Origin of the sequence: Halomarina litorea (genome assembly GCF_024227715.1) — an archaeon.
GTDB classification, from domain to species: Archaea; Halobacteriota; Halobacteria; order Halobacteriales; family Haloarculaceae; genus Halomarina; species Halomarina litorea.
On sequence record NZ_CP100448.1, the window covers coordinates 343,628 to 360,758 of the forward strand.

Below are 17,131 nucleotides of genomic sequence, written 5' to 3' on the forward strand. Positions count from 1 at the left end.
GTCATTTCTCCGCCCGCCACCGCCTCGGGGTGTGAACGTTGCCGAGCGCCTCCCGGAGTTCGCCGACGCGTTTCCCTTCGAGTCGTTCAACCGGATGCAGGCGGAGGCGCTGTCGGCCATCCTCGACCGCGAGGAGAACGTCGTCGTCAGCGCCCCCACCGCCTCCGGGAAGACGGCGCTCGCGGAACTCGCCATCTGCAAGACCCTCGAACGTGAGGGGACCGCCCTCTTCCTCGCGCCCCTGCGCGCGCTGACCAACGAGAAGGAGAGCGAGTGGGAGCGCTTCGAGGACATGGGGTACTCGGTGTACGTCGTCACGGGCGAACGCGACCTCGACCCGCGCCGGGCCGAACGCGCGGACATCCTCGTGATGACGCCCGAGAAGGCCGACTCGGCCACCCGCAAGCACGACTCGACGCGCTACGGGTTCATCCGCGACGTGGACTGCTGTGTCATCGACGAGGTCCACCTGCTCGACTCCGACAGGCGGGGTGCCGTCCTCGAAGTGACCGTCTCGCGCCTGCGTCGGCTCTGTGACCCGCGGGTCGTCGCACTCTCGGCGACCATGCCGAACGTGGACGACGTGGCCCGGTGGCTGGACGCCGTCCCCGCGACCACCTTCGAGTTCGGCGACGACTACCGACCGGTCCCCCTCGAAGCCGACGTGCGCACCTACACGCACGGGGACAACCCCTTCGCGGACAAGTACCGCCGCCTGTACCGGGCGCTGGACCTCGCGGAACCGCACATCCGCGAGTCGGGACAGGCGCTCGTGTTCGTCGCCTCACGGCAGGACACCGTCCGTGCCGCCGAGAAGGCCCGCGACGTGCTGGCCTCCCGGGACGTCCCGATGGGCGCGCGTGGTGATTACGACTTCCACACGGAGACGCAGGTCCTCCAGAACCAGACGCTCCGGAAGTCGGTCCTCGACGGCGTGGGCTTCCACCACGCCGGCCTCTCGCGGGAGGACAAGAACAACGTCGAGAAGTGGTTCAAGCGCGGGGACGTCCAGTTGCTGTTCTCCACGTCGACGCTCGCGTGGGGCGTCAACCTCCCCGCGCGCTGTGTCGTCATCCGCGACACCAAACTCCACGACCCGCTGGAGGGGGAGGTGGACATGAGTCCCCTCGACGTCCTCCAGATGCTCGGGCGGGCCGGGCGGCCGGGCTACGACGACGCGGGCTACGCCTACGTCGTCTGTGACGCCGCGGACGCCGACAGGTACCGTCGGCTCCTCCACGAGGGCAAGGAGATAGAGTCCCGACTGGCGGAGGACCTCGACGCGCACCTCAACGCCGAAATCGCGCTGGGGACCATCCGCGCGCTGGACGACGTGATGGACTGGCTGGAGACCACCTTCTACTCCGTGCGCGCCGAGAGCGCCCCCGACCGCTACGACTACGGGGGTCGGTTGCGCGAACGGGTGCGCGGGACGCTCTCGGACCTCGTCGGGGGCGGCTTCGTCGAGACGGGCGAGGACCTCGGCGTCGAGGGGACGGCACTGGGTCGCCTGACCTCGCGGTACTACCTCCGACTGGACACGGCCGAGGGGTTCCACCACCTCGCCCGACGCGAGGACCTCACCGAGGCGGACGTCCTCCGGGCCGTCGCGGACGCCGCCGAGTTCGACAGCGTCTCCTGTCGGCAGTCGGAACGCGAGGCGGTGAGCGCCGTCCTCTCCGGGCGCGGGTCGGGCCTCGACGACGGCAACCGGAAGGTGCTCGCCATCCTCCGGTCGTCGATGACCGGGTCCACGCCGGGCGAACTCCAGAGCGACGCGTGGGTCATCAGACAGAACGCGCTCCGACTGCTCGCCGCCCTCCGTGAGTTCCTCGACCGCTTCGCCGGACCCGCCGCGGCGAACCTCGCCCGGCGCACCGAGGCGCGCGTCGAACACGCCATCAGCGCGGGCGCGGTGGGTCTGACGGCCATCGACGGCGTCGGGTCGGGCCGGGCGAAGAAACTCGCGGGCGACGGCATCGCCACCCCGGCGGACGTGGTCGATGCGGGCGTCGACGGCCTCGTCGCCGCCGGCCTCTCGGCGGGCGTCGCCGAACGCGTCGTCGAGAGCGCCCGCGACCTGCCGGTCGTCGCGGTGGACTGGGGTGACTTCCCCGACGCCATCGCGAGCGGGACGAACGACATGCGCGAGGTGGGCGTCCGGTCGACGACGGGCGGCGCGCGCGCACACGTAGACGTGACGGTCAACGGCGTCGATATGACCGACCGAACGGCGTTCCTCGGCGAGACCACCGTCCCCGTGGGCGTCTTCGGCGGGAGCGTCGACGAGATGGAGTACACCGTCACCGTCTCGTTCCCCGACCTGCCGCTCGTCCCGGTCGAGGAGTCGCGGACCGTCCGCGTGGAGTAGTTCTCGGAGTCCCATCCGTCCGAGCGTTCAAGTACGAGGACGGGACCACCCGCACCCATGTCCGACAGCATGCGCGTCGTCGCCGGCGAGTGTACGACCGAGTTTACGGGGTCACGCGAACGAGCGCAGCGCGGGCACGTCGTCTGTCTCTGCAAGCCCGACAACACCGTCCTCGTCCACGACGTCGACGGCTACCAGCCCGTGGCGTGGCTCACCCGCCCCGAGAGCCTCTCGGTCGGCGGGGACCCTCTCGTCGTCGAGGCGCGGGACGGCGACCAGCACCTCCGGGTGACGGTCCACCGCGAACACGGCATGGCGTCCTACCCCGCGAGCGTCGCGGGCGTCCCCGTCGGGACGTGTCCGGAGTGTGCCGGTGCCGGCACGGCCCCGGAACGGGGGGGAACGCTCGTCCGGTCGCGCGGCGCGGTCGAGTGCCTCGACTGCGGGGCGCGCCACGGCATCCCCACCGACGCGACGGTGCTCGACTCGACGTGTGAGGACTGCGGCCTGCCGACCATGCGCGTCGAACGGGGGGCGGCCTTCGAGGTCTGTCTCGACCGCTCGTGTGAGTCGCTGGACGACGCCGTCGCCGAGGCGTTCGACCGGGCGTGGGACTGCCCCGACTGTGGGAGCAGTCTCAGAATCCTCCGGCGCGGCGGCCTCATCGCCGGCTGTGACGCCTACCCGGACTGCGAGACGGCGTTCGCCGTCCCCGAGGGCGTCGTCGCGGGAACGTGTGACTGCGGCCTGCCGGCCCTCCGCACCTCGCGGGGCGTGCGCTGTCTCGATTCGGCGTGCGAGGCGAGTGCCGACGCCCCGTAGCCCCGCCACTCCCGCGAGGGGAAGGGTCTTGTCCCCGGCCCGGGGACGGGTGGACATGAACGCGACACTCGACGGGGACGTGGTCCGCCTCTCGGAGCCGGGTCGAGAGCGGTACTACGACTCGCGGGGGTACGGCCGCCCGGACGGTGGCGGCCTCGACCTCGCACCGGTCGAGGCGGCCCACCTCCTCTTTCGCGGCGACCTGGACGGGGTGGAGGGGATGGGATTTCGCGCCTTCCTCGCCAGCACGGACTGTATGCTCGCCTTCCTCGTCTACAAGGACCTCCGGGACCGCGGGTTCTACCTCTCGCCCGCGCTCGACGGGTGGGTCGACGACCCGGTGGACGCCGACCTCGTGGTCTACCCGCGGGGGTCCGGCCCGTGGGACGGCGACGTCGCCTACCGGGTGCGCGTCCTCGGGGAGCGAGAGTCCGTCCCGGCGGACGCGCTCTCGGGGACGCTCGCGGTGGTCGACGAGGAGTCCGAGATAACCTACCTCGACGTCTCGACCCCGGACCTCCACGGGACGAGCGAGTCGGACCTGCCGGGGAACGTCCCCGGGTCGCTGCTCGCCGACCGGGTGGTGCTGTGGGACCCGCCGACCGACCTCTACCGCCACGGCTTCTTCGGCCAGCCGCTTGACGGCCGGGAGGCCTCGGGGCCCCTCCAGTGCTCGCTGGTCGAGGCAGCCTACCTCGCCGACCGGGGTGCCATCCGCGTCGACGCGGGCCACGACGCCGTCATCGACCGGGGGCGCGAGGTGGAAGGCGACCGGTTCGACCGCCGTCTCTCCGTCTACCGCGCGCTCCGCGAGCGCGGAATCGTCCCCAAGACGGGCTTCAAGTTCGGGGCCGACTTCCGGACCTACGCCGACGTCGAGAGCGTCGACGATCTGGGACACTCGGAGTTCCTCGTGCGCGTGGTCCCGACCGACCACGCCTTCTCCCCGCGTGACCTCGCCCTCGACGTGCGACTCGCCCACGGCGTCCGGAAGACGATGACCTTCGCGCTGACCGACGGCGAGGACGTGACCTGGCGGGCTGTCTCGCGGCTGACGCCCTGAGTGCGAGGCGCGAACACGAACCGTTTTGCCGCTGTCCGTCCGCATGAGAGACAACGACCGTTCTCACGCCATGGCAGACCACGACGACTCAGACCCACCGACGGACGCAGGGACCGATGCGGAACAGCCGACGGCCACGGACGGCGGTGCCGCCGGCGCAGATGATGTCGTCCTCGACCCGTGGGGTTCCTCGACCGTCGAGGACTACCGCAAACTGTTCGACCAGTTCGGCATCGAGGAGTTCGACGAACTCCTCGACGAGGTGCCGAACCCCCACTACCTGATGCGCCGCGGGGTCATCTTCGGCCACCGGGAGTACCGCCGGGTGCTGGAGGCGATGCGGAACGACGAACCCGCCGCCGTCCTCTCGGGGTTCATGCCGACCGGCGACCCGCACATCGGCCACAAGCTGGTGTTCGACGAGATAATCTGGCACCAGCAACAGGGGCTGGACGCCTACGCCCTCATCGCCGACCTCGAAGCGCACGCCGCCCGCGGGATGACGTGGGCGGAGATAGACGACCACGCCCGCGACTACCTGCTCTCTCTGCTGGCGCTCGGGTTCGACCCCGAGGAAGGCGAACTCTACCGACAGTCGGAGAACCGCGTCCTGCAGGACCTCGGGTTCGAACTGGGCGCGAAGGCGAACTACTCGGAACTGCAGGCCATCTACGGCTTCGACGGCGAGACGGACGTCTCGCACATGCAGTCGGTCGTCACGCAGATGGCGGACATCCTCTACCCGCAACTGGACGAACCCAAGCCCACCGTCATCCCCGTCGGTCCCGACCAGGACCCGCACGTCCGACTGGCGCGGGACCTCGCCACCCGGATGCGCTTCTTCAAGGTGACTGAGGCGTACGCGAGTTTCGAGACGGACGCCGGAGAACGCGCGCTCCTCGCGGAAGCCTACGACTCGCTGCGCGAGGACGCCGGCGACGAACCGGTCCGGTGTGAGGACGCAGCCGAGTACGTCGCGGAGCACCACCACGCGCCTGACCTCGTCACGAGTCTGGAGAACGCGGGGATGGAACCGCTCCGCCCCCGCGTCCGGTTCCTCGACCGCAACGCGACCGAGGGGGCGTTCGAGGCGCTCATCGAGGCCGTCGAGGGCGAGAAGCGCGTCTACGAGGGGCACGTCGACTCCTTCGACCTCTCGGTCGAGGACGCGGAGGACCTCGCCCGCGAGGTGGAGGTCCAGCAGGGCGGCTACGGCTTCCTGCCGCCCTCCTCCATCTACCATCGGTTCATGACCGGCCTCACGGGCGGGAAGATGTCCTCCTCGGTCCCGGCGAGCCACATCAGCCTGCTCGACGACCCCGAGGTCGGCTACGACAAGGTGAAATCCGCCACCACTGGCGGGAGAGAGACGGCCGAACTCCAGCGGGAACTCGGCGGCGAGGCCGACAAGTGCCCCGTCTACGAACTGTACGCCTACCTGCTCGCGGCGGACGACGACGCGTTCGCGAAGGAGGTGTACGACGAGTGCGTCGGCGGCGAGCGACTCTGTGGCGACTGCAAGGAGCAGGCCGCCACCCTGATGCGCGAGTTCCTCGAAGACCACCAGGAGAAACGCGAGGAGTGCGAGGAACTGCTGGAGGAGGCGGGTATCATGCTGGAGAGCACGCGGCGCTGAGTCCCGTCCGGACGGGGTTTTCCGATACAGGTAACGTTAACCCTGTTTGACAACACGAGTTGACAAGACATGCTCGTCGCCTCGCTGGTCCTCGCGGTCGGCCTCTTCGCGGTCGCAGCCGTCACGCAGCTTCGAGGCCTCCGCCTCGGTGGCACCATCGTCGCCGGCGTGCTCGCGATGTACTCGCTGAAGAACTTCGTGATGCTCCCGCTATTCGTCGGGAGCGCGACGCTCGCCGCCGGCGTCCTCTGGTTCGTCCGGGAGCACACCCTGCTGTACGGGCGCGACGAGTTCGTCGTCACCCTGCTCGCCGGGTCGGGCATCCCGATGCTCCTGCTGGCGGTCGAGTTCGCCCTGCCGGGGCCGCTCTCGCGGGCGCTCGTGCGGGCGTCGTTCATCGGGAGCGTACTCCCCGGGCTGGCGGCGTACAACTTCATGCAGGTCAAACCGGAACACCGCCGGGAGGACCTGCTCGCGTCGGTCGGGCTGCTGTCCGTGCTGCTGGTGGTCGGCGGCCTGCTCGTCGGCCCGGAAACGCGCTTTCTCGCCGACTACGCGCCGCTCGTCCTGTTCGCCGAGACGTCCGACATCGCGCTGCTCCGGGGCGCGGTGGTCGACGGGCCGGCAGACCCGGTCATCGTCGCCCGCGAGGTGGTCGTGGCCGCCTTCGGCGTCGGACTCGTCCTCTCGGAACTCGCTCGGCGGACGGTCGGGCTGCGCGTCGGCATCGTCTCGCTGGCCATCCTCGCGGTCTACACGCTGTCGAGCGTCCGACTGGTCGGCCTCTTCCTCGTCGAACTCGTCGTCCTCGTCGCGTTCGTCGAGGCGGTCAACCGGACGACGCTCCTCTACGGCCGGGTCCTCATCGGGCTGGCGACGGGGACGGGGGTGGTGCTCGGGGTGGCCCTGACCCCGCTGCTGGGCGTCGAACTGGGGCTGTCGGCGCTCGTCGTCGGCCTCCTCGCGGGCATCGACGCCTACAACGTCCACGTCACGCCCCCGGCCGAGCGCGTCCAGTGGCTCGCGGTGGTGCTCGCGATGTACGCCGCGCTGTTGCTCGTCCTCCGCCTCGTCGTCCAGCCCCTCCCGGACGGTGCGCCCCAGTCGCTCGGGCTCCCGACCGTCGTGGGGGGCGTCCTCCTCGTCGTCGGCTGCCTCGCGCTGGCACTCGCGCTCGGCGCGCGGAAACCCGACGACCGGTCGGTGCTCTCGGCGTCGGTCCTCAGCGGGGGTGACGGCTGATGGGGCCGTTCGGGCGCGGTCGCAGGCACCGCCGCCTGCTCGAGGGCGTCGACCTCCGCATCGCCGTCTCCGGCATCCGTGGGAAGTCCTCGACGACCCGCCGACTCCACGACGTCTTCTACGAGCGCGGCTACGACACGCTGGCGAAGATAACCGGCGACTTCCCGCTGACGGTCCACAACGGGGTCGAAGAACCCATCGCCCGGGACGGCCGGCGGGTCACGCTCTACGAGAACGAGCGCGTCCTCGGAGAGTTCCTCCCTCGCCTGTTCGCCGAGGAGCCGAAGGACGTCCTCGTCGCCGAGAACCAGGCCATCACTGAGTACACGATGCGCATGGTCAACGAGCGGTTCGTCCGGCCACACGTCATCCTCCTCACGAACATCCGGCAGGACCACAACGACACGCTCGGGAAGGACCGTCAGACCATCGCGCGGTCGTTCGCCCGCTCGATTCCCGCGGGGACCCACGTCGTCAGCGGGGAGCAACACCCCGTCATCCACGACTACCTCGCGGCGGAACTGGAGCGGCGCGACGCGACGCTGACGCAGGTCGAGGTTCCCGAAGAGCACCGGTCGTACACGGGCGCCGAGACGGTGTACGCGATAGACGAGATACTCCGCTTCGCGGACGAACCGCCGCTCGACGAGGAGCGCAGACTGTCGCTCCTGGGCGGGTTCCGGCCCGACTGGCTGGACCTCGGCGACGGCTTGCTGTTCAACGCGGCGAAGGTCAACGAGATAGAGAGCACGGAGCTGTTCCGCCGGCACCTCGCCGGGGACGCCCCCGACGCCCGGGTGGTCTGCCCGTTCGTCTTCCTCAGGCGGGACCGACGCGGGCGCAGCGCCTCCTTCGCCGAGTACGCCGACATCCTCCACGACCGGGGGCTCATCGACCGGGTACACGTCGCGGGCGCGGGGACGGGCGCGTTCGCCCGCGCGGTCGACCCTCCGGCGACGGAACACGACATCGAGACGACGGCTCCCGAGACGGTCCTCGACCGCCTGCTGGCGACCGGACAGCCGGTGGTGCTGATGGCGAACACCGTCCACCCGTTCATGCGCCGGATGCGCGAAGTCGTCGACGCGCGGACCGTGGGGACGGTCCCCGGGCGGATGGACGGCGGGGACTGACGCGACTCACGCCCGCTTCGGGACGAACACGGCGGGCGCGCGCCGCGAGGCGTACTCCTCGTCTCGCGCGTCCACCAACGTCCAGTAGCTTCGCGGGCGCGTTCCAAGCACGTCCTCGAGGTCGTCGTAGGTCAGCAGGTTCTCCCCCGCCTCGACCAGCGAGAACGCTTCACGTTTCTGCCCCTCGGGCAGGTCGCGAACCCACGCCCGGAGGTAGCTGTTCGGGTAGGTGAACACGAGGTGGCCGCCGGGCGCGACGCGGTCGTACAGCGCCCGGAGGGCGTCCTCGACGTCCTCGACGAAGTAGAGGACGGCCACGCAGTAGACGAGGTCGAACTCGTCGTCGACGGCGAGGTCCGGCAGGGAGTCGACGGCGAAGTGGACGTTGCCGAGACCCTCCTCGCGTGCTTTCTCGCGGTTGGCGGCGACGACGCTGGGCGCGATGTCGTAGCAGTGGAACTCGGTGTCGGGGTACGCCTCGGCGACGGCGAACTCGGCGGCGGCCGGGCCACAGCCGACCGACCCCACGGAGTCGGGAACGCCGACCCGGTCGAAGAACGTCGCGAGGTGGTCGGCCATGTCCTCGCCACCGACGTACGCGCCGCGCTCCCAGTCGGTGGCGGCGTAGAACTCCGCCTCCCAGTCCATCGGCATGGTGAGGAGGTGGGACGGCGACCCCGAAGCCGTTGCGGTCACGCGGGAGTGTCCCCGAACCCCGGAACGCTTTTGCCCGTACCACCGCCACGACCACCCATGGCACCCGAACTCCGCCGTGTCCGCGCCGTCCGCGAGCGACCCGTCAGCCGGGAGTTCGGGTTCTTTTTCGCGGCCTGAGTGGGCGGCGGACTCCCCGTCTCGCGGACTCGACCGCGAGGGGGACGAAATCGCCCCGGCCGCGTCGTCCGAAAACACCTAACCCGTCCACCGGAGAGGACGAACTAACGAACGCCGACCAGCGAACCGGCGACCCGCAGTACACCGACACAGACACACCATGCAACTCCCACAGGCGCAGGTCGCGGTCCTCGAGGCCGCGAGCGCGAACGAACCGAGAACCGTCGAGGCCATCGCAAGCGAGACCGGCGAGTCAGAGACCGCGGTCACGCGCGCAGCCTTCGAACTACAGGACGCGGGCCTTCTCACCGTCGAGGAGTCCGTCGAGGAGTCCGCCACCATCACCGAGGAAGGCGAGACGTACCGCGAATCGGGCCTTCCCGAACTCCGCCTGTTCCGGGCCGCCGTCGACGCGGGCGCGGGTGACGAGGCCGTCTCGATGGGGCGACTCATCGGCGCGTCGGGACTGGAGGGAGGGGAGGTGGACATCGCGCTGTCGAACTTCGCCCGGAAGGGGTACGGCGAAATCGACAGCGGGGCCGTCCACGCCGCCGAGGCCGACCCCGACACAGACGAGGAGGCCGCCGCCCTCGACGCCCTCGCGGCGGGCGAGGCGGTGGCGGAGGAGGTCCTCGCGTCCCTCGAACGGCGGAACCTCGTCGCGCGCGAGGAGCGCACCGTCCGAACCGTCGAACTCACCGACGAGGGGGTCACCGCCCTGATGGAGGGCGTCGAGGCCGCAGACACCGTCGGGCAGGTCACGCCGGAACTGCTCACCAGCGGCGAGTGGCGCGACGTGACGTTCAGCGAGTACAACGTCGAGGCGGACGCCGAGACGGTCACGGGAGGGCGCGAGCACATCCTCCGACAGACCGCCAACCGCGTGAAGGACGTCCTCGTCGGGATGGGCTTCTCGGAGATGGACGGCCCACACGTGGACTCGGAGTTCTGGATCAACGACTGCCTGTTCATGCCGCAGGACCACCCCGCGCGCACCCACTGGGACCAGTTCGTCCTCTCGGCACCCGAACGGGTGGACGAGGACGCCCTGCCCGCCGACCTCGTCGAACGGGTCGCGTCGGCCCACCGCGAGGGCGTCGGCGACGACGGCGAGGGCTACCACTCGCCGTGGAGCGCGGACGTCGCCCGAGGACTGGACCTGCGCGGGCACACCACCTCGCTGTCGATGCGCTACCTCTCGGGGTACGCGGAGGGCGAACTCGAACCCCCACAGCGGTGGTTCTCCGTCGAGAAGGTGTACCGCAACGACACGCTGGACGCGACGCACCTGCTGGAGTTCTTCCAGATCGAGGGGTGGGTGATGGCCGAGGACCTCTCCGTGCGCGACCTGATGGGGACGTTCACCGAGTTCTACGAGCAGTTCGGCATCACGGACGTGGAGTTCAAGCCCCACTACAACCCCTACACTGAGCCGAGCTTCGAACTGTTCGGCCGGCACCCGGAGACGGGTGAGGTGGTCGAAATCGGCAACTCGGGCGTCTTCCGACCCGAAGTACTGGAACCCCTCGGCGTCGACTGCGACGTGATGGCGTGGGGCCTCTCGCTCGAACGACTGCTCATGCTCATGTACGGCTTCGAGGACATCCGCGACGTGCACGGGACGCTGTGTGACTTAGACCTCCTGCGGACCGTGGAGGTGGTTCACTGATGCCCGTCGTCGACGTGGACCCCGACGAACTGCGCCGGCTGGCATCGACCGAGAAGGACGACGAGGAGCTCAAATCCGACCTGTTCGCCCTCGGGCTGGAGTACGAGGGGGAGACGGAGGACGGCGAGTTCCAGCTAGAGTTCGCCCCGGACCGACTGGACAGGCTCTCCGTGGAGGGGGTCGCCCGCTCCCTGCGGTACCAGTACGGGACCGACAGGGGCGTGTACGTCCCGAAGACCAACAGCGCGGAGTGGGTCATCGAGGTGGAGGAGTCGGTGCCCGCAGAACGCCCGTACGTCACGGGGGCTATCGTCCGCGGACTGGACATGAGCGAGGCCGGCCTGGAGTCGCTCATCCAGTTGCAGGAGAAACTCCACGCGACGATGGGCCGCAAGCGCGCGAAGGGAGCCATCGGCGTCCACGACCTGACGATGCTGAAGGGTCGCTCGGCGCGCGACGACGCCCCGAAGTCCATCACCTACCGGGGCGTGGAACCCGACGGCGACACGTTCGTCGCCCTCGACAGCGACGAGGAACTGACGCCCGGGGAGGTCCTCGAAGAACACCAGACGGGACAGCAGTACGCCGATCTGGTGGAGGGCTACGAGCGCTACCCGGCCATCTACGACGACATCGGCCTGTTCTCGTTCCCGCCGGTCATCAACGGCCGGCGGACGGAGGTCACGGAGGACTCCCGGGACCTGTTCATCGAGATGACGGGCACCGACCAGTGGACCGTCGACAGGATGCTCGCCATCGTCTGCTACGCGCTCGACGCCCGCGGTGGGCGCGTCGAGGAGGTGCGCGTCGAGTACCCCGAGGGCGAGGCGTACGACCAGCCGGCGCTCACGCGCCCCGACTTCGAGGTGGAGCGAAAGTCCGTCACCCACGAACGCGTCGAGTCGTTGCTGGGCCTCGATTTGGCGGAGGAGACGGTCGTGGACTGTCTGGAGCGTTCGGGACTGGACGCCGAGACGGCGGAGGTGGGAGACGACGAACTCGCGTACGACGTGAGCGTCCCGCCCTACCGGGTGGACGTCCTCCACGCCGTCGACGTCGTGGACGACGTGGGCCGTGCCTACGGGTTCAACGACCTCGCGCCGCGCTACCCGGACGTGAACACCATCGGGGGCCGCCACGAGCGCACCCGACTGGAGGACGCCGCCCGGGACGTCCTCGTGGGCCTCGGCTTCGAGGACATGCTGAACTTCCACCTCGCGAGCGAACGCGACTGCTTCGAGCGACTGGGCCTCGACGTGCCCGAGGGTGACGCGCCCGCACTCGACGCGCCACTCGGTGAGGCCCCGCCGGTGACCATCGCGGAACCGTACAGCGAGGACTACACGCTCGTGCGCACGTGGGCGCTCCCGTCGCTCATGATGGTGCTGGAGAACAACACCCACCGGTCGTACCCGCAGGACCTCGCGGAGATCGGCCTCGCGGCGCACGTCGACACGAGCGAGGAGACGAAGACCGCCGAGCGCCGGACCGTCGCGGGCGTCCTCGCGCGCACCGACGCGGGCTACGAGGCGGCGAAGGGTCGCCTGCAGGCGCTCGCTCGGGCGTTCGACGTGGGACTGGAGACGCCCCCGACGAGTCACCCGACGTTCATCGAGGGACGCTGTGCGAGCGTCGTCCTCGACGGCGAGGCGGTGGGCGTCGTCGGTGAAATCCACCCGCGCGTGCTGGTGGAACACGACCTCGAAGTGCCCGTCGCGGCCTTCGAGTTCGACCTCGCGGCACTGAACTGACTGACCACGCGCACGCTTTTCTCGCGGTTCGTCCGTCTCACGGGTCGCCAAGCGTGGCGTCGAGCGTACGACTGGACAGCGGGCGGACTACAGGTCGGCGCCGACGGCCTCCTCGACGGAGTCGAAGCCGTCCCGGTCGAGGCGTTCGAGGAGGCCGCGGTTGACGTCGCGCGCGAGCGCTGGTCCCTCGTAGACGAGTGCGGTGTACAGCTGGACGAGCGAGGCACCCGCCCGAATCTTCGCGTACGCGCCCGCGGCGTCCGAGACGCCTCCGACGCCGATTACGGGGACGTCGGTCCGTTCGGCGACGAAGCGCACCATGCGGGTTGCGCGCTCTTCGATGGGTTCTCCCGAGAGGCCGCCGGTCTCCGCGCGGTTGTGGTTCCGGAGGGTGTCGGGACGCTCCGTGGTCGTGTTGGTGGCGATGACGCCGTCGAGTCCGTGGTCGTCGACGACCGAGAGCGCCTCCTCGATGGCGGGGTCGGTGAGGTCCGGCGAGAGCTTGACGAGGAGGGGCGCGGCGCCCGCGTCCTGAAGCGCACCGATGATGCGTTCGAGGTGCTCGCGGTTCTGGAGGTCACGCAGTCCCGGCGTGTTGGGGCTGGAGACGTTGACGACGAAGTAGTCGCCGCCCGCGGCGGTTCGCTCGTAGCTGTAGCGGTAGTCGTCCGGGGCGTCCTCCAGTGGGGTGACCTTCGACTTGCCGATATTCACCCCGAGGGGGACGGGGACGTCCGCGCGTGCGAGGCGTGGTCCGACGACGTCGGCACCCTCGTTGTTGAAGCCCATCCGGTTGACGAGCGCCCGGTCCTCGGGAAGGCGGAAAAGGCGCGGGCGCGGGTTGCCCGCCTGACCCTCCGCGGTGACTGCGCCCACCTCGACGTGACCGAACCCGAGTGCGGCCAGCGCACCGGGTATCTCGGCGTTCTTGTCGAAGCCGGCGGCGACGCCGACCGGGGTGGGGAAGTCGAGGCCGAAGACGCTCGTCGAGAGACGGTCGTCCTCGACGGCGTAGCGGTCGGCGAGCACTCCCCGGAGGGGTGTCGCCTGCACGCCGCGGAGAAGGGCCTTGGTCGATTCGTGAGCGGTCTCTGCCGGAAGCCGGAACAGGAGGGGCTTCGCGGCGTCGTAGAGGTGCACGGTTCAGAACTCGTGTTCGATGTCCTCGTCTGGGTCGGCCTTCTGGATGATTATCTTGTTGTCGCGCACGCGCACGAACACCTCGTCACCGATCTCCATGCCAGCGACCGTGAGCTCGTCCTCGTGCAGGTTGAGGTGCACGTTGTGGTACTCGCCGTTCTCGTCTTTGGCACCACTGGGACTGAGCTTCTTCTTTCGCACCATCGCGATATCTTACTTCGCCCTTCGCCGTACGTGATACTTAAGTTTGGCGTGCCTCCGGTGAGAGTGGGTCGGCGAGCGGCGACGGGCGGAGTATATAAAGAAACGGTCAGCATCGGGTGGTTTTGAGGGATATAGTTAAATAGAGTCATGTTTCACATTGACATGGAGGTGCAAAACCATGGCACGTAACGACGATGGCAAGCGCAACTTCGCGCTGCGAGAAGCGAGTGGAACCGAATCGAGCGTGTTCTCCGGACGGACGCCCCGACAGGCCGCACTGAAGGCGGCCCGCCGCCTTGACCCGGCGGACTCCGAGGACGCGGCACAACGAACCGAACTTCGCCTCCGGGAGAAGGGGACGAAGAAGGTCCACCACTACGAGGGGTGGGCGTGGGTCGAGGAGGCCCCGGACGACAAACCCGACTGGATGCCCGGACGCATCACGAAGGCCAACGTCTCCAAGCAGGGTATCGAACACCTCGAAGAGATCTGAGGGCCTCGAGACACGGTTCTTTGCCGACTGCTCGCGAGCCACCGCTGGCGCTCTACGGCGACTGCGTCGTCGGAGGCGCACGACGCCGTACCCCCACCTACTTAGTACGGCCGCGCGCGTACGTGTACACGCGCGGCCCTCATCCGGCCCGACCGACCGTGAGCGCGGGGGATGACCTGCCGGCCTCCAGCCGCGCGACAGTTCTTACTCCCGAGCGGCCGGTGTCCCGTGGGCTGTACTACTCGCATCCGCCGGGGACTCGTAGGGAGCGCTTGGGATGTCACCAGCTGTCTTTGTGACTAACTTCCCATGGGACTCTATTCTCATGAAACCGCATGACGGGGCGGCGATGGAACGACGGCCTTTTACGTAACCCTCCACTCGGATAGGATGCGAAGAAGCGCGGGACGCTCCCACCGGGGTCACCACGGTGACGCCGGCCGGGACGGCCGTGCGAGTCCGATGCCCTTATACGTGTGGGGGCGCTCGGATGGAATGCGAAGAACCGCACGACGGCGGCGCGATGCCCCGTCGAGCGGGGTTCGAAGCCCTTAAGTGGTTAAGGGCGCTCGAACTGAATACACGAAGCCCCGAACGCCTCCGGGTCGGCCGGAACGGGCGTTCGGAGCGGTCCGATGCCCTTAAGTGTATGAGGGCGCTCGGATACGATGTGAAGAACGCGTGACGGCGGCGCGATGCCCCGTCGAACGCGGTCCGAAGCCCTTAAGTGGTTAAGGGCGTTCGGTTGTGATACACAGCGGGCGGGGGCAAGGACCCCTGCCCGGGACCGACGGCGGTTCGATGGGTTTATAGCCCCGAATGGCCTACGATTCGGTCCGAAGGAAATGAGGATTCCACCCCTGCGGTCCGCCGTCAAGATGGGATCTGATGTTAGCCTTGATAGTTCGGTGATACTCGGTCGGTCGAGTATCTCCGACGTCCGATAGGTGCACAGTACATATCTGTACTGTGTTACCCGCCAACCCTCCCCCTTGTGGGGAGAACATTCCGGTTGATCCTGCCGGAGGCCATTGCTATCGGAATCCGATTTAGCCATGCGAGTTGCACGAATTCATCTTCGTAGCGAACTGCTCAGTAACACGTGGCCAATCTACCCTATGGACTCGGATAATCTCGGGAAACTGAGGCTAATCCGTGATAGCGCTCCCACGCTTGAATGCGGGGAGCGTGAAACGCTCCGGCGCCATAGGATGGGGCTGCGGCCGATTAGGTAGACGGTGGGGTAACGGCCCACCGTGCCGATAATCGGTACGGGTCATGAGAGTGAGAGCCCGGAGACGGACTCTGAGACAAGAGTCCGGGCCCTACGGGGCGCAGCAGGCGCGAAACCTTTACACTGCACGACAGTGCGATAGGGGGATTCCGAGTGCGAGGGCATACAGTCCTCGCTTTTGTGTACCGTAAGGTGGTACACGAATAAGGGCTGGGCAAGACCGGTGCCAGCCGCCGCGGTAATACCGGCAGCTCAAGTGATGGCCGATATTATTGGGCCTAAAGCGTCCGTAGCTGGCCGTGCAGGTCCGTCGGGAAATCCACTCGCCTAACGAGTGGGCGTCCGGCGGAAACCGCACGGCTTGGGACCGAGAGACCAGAGGGGTACGTCTGGGGTAGGAGTGAAATCCTGTAATCCTGGACGGACCACCGGTGGCGAAAGCGCCTCTGGAGAGCGGATCCGACAGTGAGGGACGAAAGCTAGGGTCTCGAACCGGATTAGATACCCGGGTAGTCCTAGCCGTAAACGATGCTCGCTAGGTGTGGCGCAGGCTACGAGCCTGCGCTGTGCCGTAGGGAAGCCGTGAAGCGAGCCGCCTGGGAAGTACGTCCGCAAGGATGAAACTTAAAGGAATTGGCGGGGGAGCACTACAACCGGAGGAGCCTGCGGTTTAATTGGACTCAACGCCGGACATCTCACCAGCTCCGACAGTAATCATGACAGTCAGGTTGATGACCTTACTCGAGTTTCTGAGAGGAGGTGCATGGCCGCCGTCAGCTCGTACCGTGAGGCGTCCTGTTAAGTCAGGCAACGAGCGAGACCCGCACCTCTAGTTGCCAGCAGCATCTCGCGATGGCTGGGTACACTAGGGGGACTGCCGCTGCTAAAGCGGAGGAAGGAACGGGCAACGGTAGGTCAGTATGCCCCGAATGAGCTGGGCAACACGCGGGCTACAATGGTCGAGACAATGGGATGCCACCCCGAGAGGGGACGCTAATCTCCTAAACTCGATCGTAGTTCGGATTGCGGGCTGAAACTCGCCCGCATGAAGCTGGATTCGGTAGTAATCGCGTGTCAGAAGCGCGCGGTGAATACGTCCCTGCTCCTTGCACACACCGCCCGTCAAAGCACCCGAGTGGGGTCCGGATGAGGCCACCGTCCGGTGGTCGAATCTGGGCTCTGCAAGGGGGCTTAAGTCGTAACAAGGTAGCCGTAGGGGAATCTGCGGCTGGATCACCTCCACAGACCCGGGATCAGGCTGTACGCCTGACCCACCTTGGCTCGGACGTCGGAACACGGGTTCGCCCGTGACGGCCGACCGAGCACTTCAGAACTATCAAGGCTAACAGGTAGGGCCCATAGCTCAGTGGGAGAGTGCCTCCTTTGCAAGGAGGATGCCCTGGGTTCGAATCCCAGTGGGTCCATGTTCACGGAGCGAGACCGGGTGCCTTAAGTGGCATCGGGCACTCGTTCCGATGAAGACAGATGCACCATCCCGTGCAAGCGAGGATGGGAAGGGTCGACGCAGGTCCGTTTAGT

12 protein-coding genes, 1 tRNA gene and 1 rRNA gene are annotated in these 17,131 nt (G+C 68.0%); 11 read left to right on the plus strand and 3 right to left on the minus strand.

Annotated features, from left to right (window positions below; all coding sequences use genetic code 11):
• The first annotated feature begins 31 nt into the window (after positions 1-31).
• The 6 genes from NKG96_RS01840 (at position 32) to NKG96_RS01865 (ending at position 8,267) form a co-directional block, all read left to right on the plus strand.
• A complete protein-coding gene (locus NKG96_RS01840; RefSeq protein WP_254536764.1) occupies positions 32-2,371 on the plus strand; it encodes a DEAD/DEAH box helicase in 2,340 nt (779 codons plus the stop codon).
• 57 nt (positions 2,372-2,428) lie between these two features.
• Positions 2,429-3,193, plus strand: a complete 765-nt coding sequence (locus NKG96_RS01845) for an endonuclease NucS domain-containing protein (RefSeq protein ID WP_254536765.1) — start codon at positions 2,429-2,431, stop codon at positions 3,191-3,193.
• A 55-nt stretch (positions 3,194-3,248) separates the two neighbouring features.
• Positions 3,249-4,256, plus strand: coding sequence for a tRNA-intron lyase (gene endA, locus NKG96_RS01850; RefSeq protein ID WP_254536766.1), 1,008 nt, complete (start codon positions 3,249-3,251; stop codon positions 4,254-4,256).
• Between the two features lie 70 nt (positions 4,257-4,326).
• On the plus strand, positions 4,327-5,892 hold the full coding sequence (locus NKG96_RS01855) for a tryptophan--tRNA ligase (protein ID WP_254538172.1): 1,566 nt from the start codon (positions 4,327-4,329) through the stop codon (positions 5,890-5,892).
• A gap of 69 nt (positions 5,893-5,961) precedes the next feature.
• A complete protein-coding gene (locus NKG96_RS01860) occupies positions 5,962-7,134 on the plus strand; it encodes a poly-gamma-glutamate biosynthesis protein PgsC/CapC (protein WP_254536767.1) in 1,173 nt (390 codons plus the stop codon).
• A complete protein-coding gene (locus tag NKG96_RS01865) occupies positions 7,134-8,267 on the plus strand; it encodes a Mur ligase (RefSeq protein WP_254536768.1) in 1,134 nt (377 codons plus the stop codon). The genes NKG96_RS01860 and NKG96_RS01865 overlap by 1 nt, the downstream gene beginning before the upstream one ends.
• 6 nt (positions 8,268-8,273) lie before the next feature.
• On the opposite strand, the gene NKG96_RS01870 is transcribed toward NKG96_RS01865, so the two are convergent.
• Positions 8,274-8,963, minus strand: coding sequence for a class I SAM-dependent methyltransferase (locus NKG96_RS01870; RefSeq protein WP_254536769.1), 690 nt, complete (start codon positions 8,961-8,963; stop codon positions 8,274-8,276).
• A 298-nt stretch (positions 8,964-9,261) separates the two neighbouring features.
• Between NKG96_RS01870 and pheS the strand changes: the two genes are divergently transcribed.
• Both pheS and pheT read left to right on the plus strand, forming a co-directional pair.
• A complete protein-coding gene (gene pheS, locus NKG96_RS01875) occupies positions 9,262-10,770 on the plus strand; it encodes a phenylalanine--tRNA ligase subunit alpha (protein WP_254536770.1) in 1,509 nt (502 codons plus the stop codon).
• Entirely contained in the window at positions 10,770-12,521 is a 1,752-nt protein-coding gene (gene pheT, locus NKG96_RS01880; RefSeq protein ID WP_254536771.1) for a phenylalanine--tRNA ligase subunit beta, read from the plus strand. Before pheS ends, pheT begins: the two co-directional genes overlap by 1 nt.
• An 87-nt stretch (positions 12,522-12,608) precedes the next feature.
• Here pheT and NKG96_RS01885 read toward each other — a convergent pair whose 3' ends face one another.
• Complete coding sequence (locus NKG96_RS01885) at positions 12,609-13,661, minus strand: quinone-dependent dihydroorotate dehydrogenase (RefSeq protein ID WP_254536772.1); 1,053 nt, start codon at positions 13,659-13,661, stop codon at positions 12,609-12,611.
• A gap of 3 nt (positions 13,662-13,664) precedes the next feature.
• On the minus strand, positions 13,665-13,865 hold the full coding sequence (locus tag NKG96_RS01890) for a hypothetical protein (RefSeq protein ID WP_254536773.1): 201 nt from the start codon (positions 13,863-13,865) through the stop codon (positions 13,665-13,667).
• A gap of 178 nt (positions 13,866-14,043) precedes the next feature.
• Here NKG96_RS01890 and NKG96_RS01895 point away from each other — a divergent pair, with 178 nt between their 5' ends.
• From NKG96_RS01895 to NKG96_RS01905, 3 genes are all read left to right on the plus strand, one after another.
• Positions 14,044-14,358 carry a non-histone chromosomal MC1 family protein gene (locus NKG96_RS01895; RefSeq protein WP_254536774.1) on the plus strand — a complete coding sequence of 105 codons (315 nt, stop codon included), beginning with the start codon at positions 14,044-14,046 and terminating at the stop codon, positions 14,356-14,358.
• A gap of 1,005 nt (positions 14,359-15,363) precedes the next feature.
• Positions 15,364-16,834, plus strand: a 16S ribosomal RNA gene (locus NKG96_RS01900).
• Between the two features lie 110 nt (positions 16,835-16,944).
• Positions 16,945-17,016: transfer RNA gene (locus NKG96_RS01905), tRNA-Ala, on the plus strand.
• The last annotated feature ends 115 nt before the right edge of the window (positions 17,017-17,131 follow it).

Bases quoted from the DNA above. Each gene is read 5' to 3' on its own strand.
- NKG96_RS01865 (WP_254536768.1), top strand. From the start codon at position 7,134: ATGGGGCCGTTCGGGCGCGGTCGCAGGCACCGCCGCCTGCTCGAGGGC.
- pheS (WP_254536770.1), top strand. From the start codon at position 9,262: ATGCAACTCCCACAGGCGCAGGTCGCGGTCCTCGAGGCCGCGAGCGCG.
- NKG96_RS01895 (WP_254536774.1), top strand. From the start codon at position 14,044: ATGGCACGTAACGACGATGGCAAGCGCAACTTCGCGCTGCGAGAAGCG.
- NKG96_RS01860 (WP_254536767.1), top strand. From the start codon at position 5,962: ATGCTCGTCGCCTCGCTGGTCCTCGCGGTCGGCCTCTTCGCGGTCGCA.
- NKG96_RS01855 (WP_254538172.1), top strand. From the start codon at position 4,327: ATGGCAGACCACGACGACTCAGACCCACCGACGGACGCAGGGACCGAT.
- NKG96_RS01890 (WP_254536773.1), bottom strand. From the start codon at position 13,865: ATGGTGCGAAAGAAGAAGCTCAGTCCCAGTGGTGCCAAAGACGAGAAC.
- endA (WP_254536766.1), top strand. From the start codon at position 3,249: ATGAACGCGACACTCGACGGGGACGTGGTCCGCCTCTCGGAGCCGGGT.
- pheT (WP_254536771.1), top strand. From the start codon at position 10,770: ATGCCCGTCGTCGACGTGGACCCCGACGAACTGCGCCGGCTGGCATCG.
- NKG96_RS01845 (WP_254536765.1), top strand. From the start codon at position 2,429: ATGTCCGACAGCATGCGCGTCGTCGCCGGCGAGTGTACGACCGAGTTT.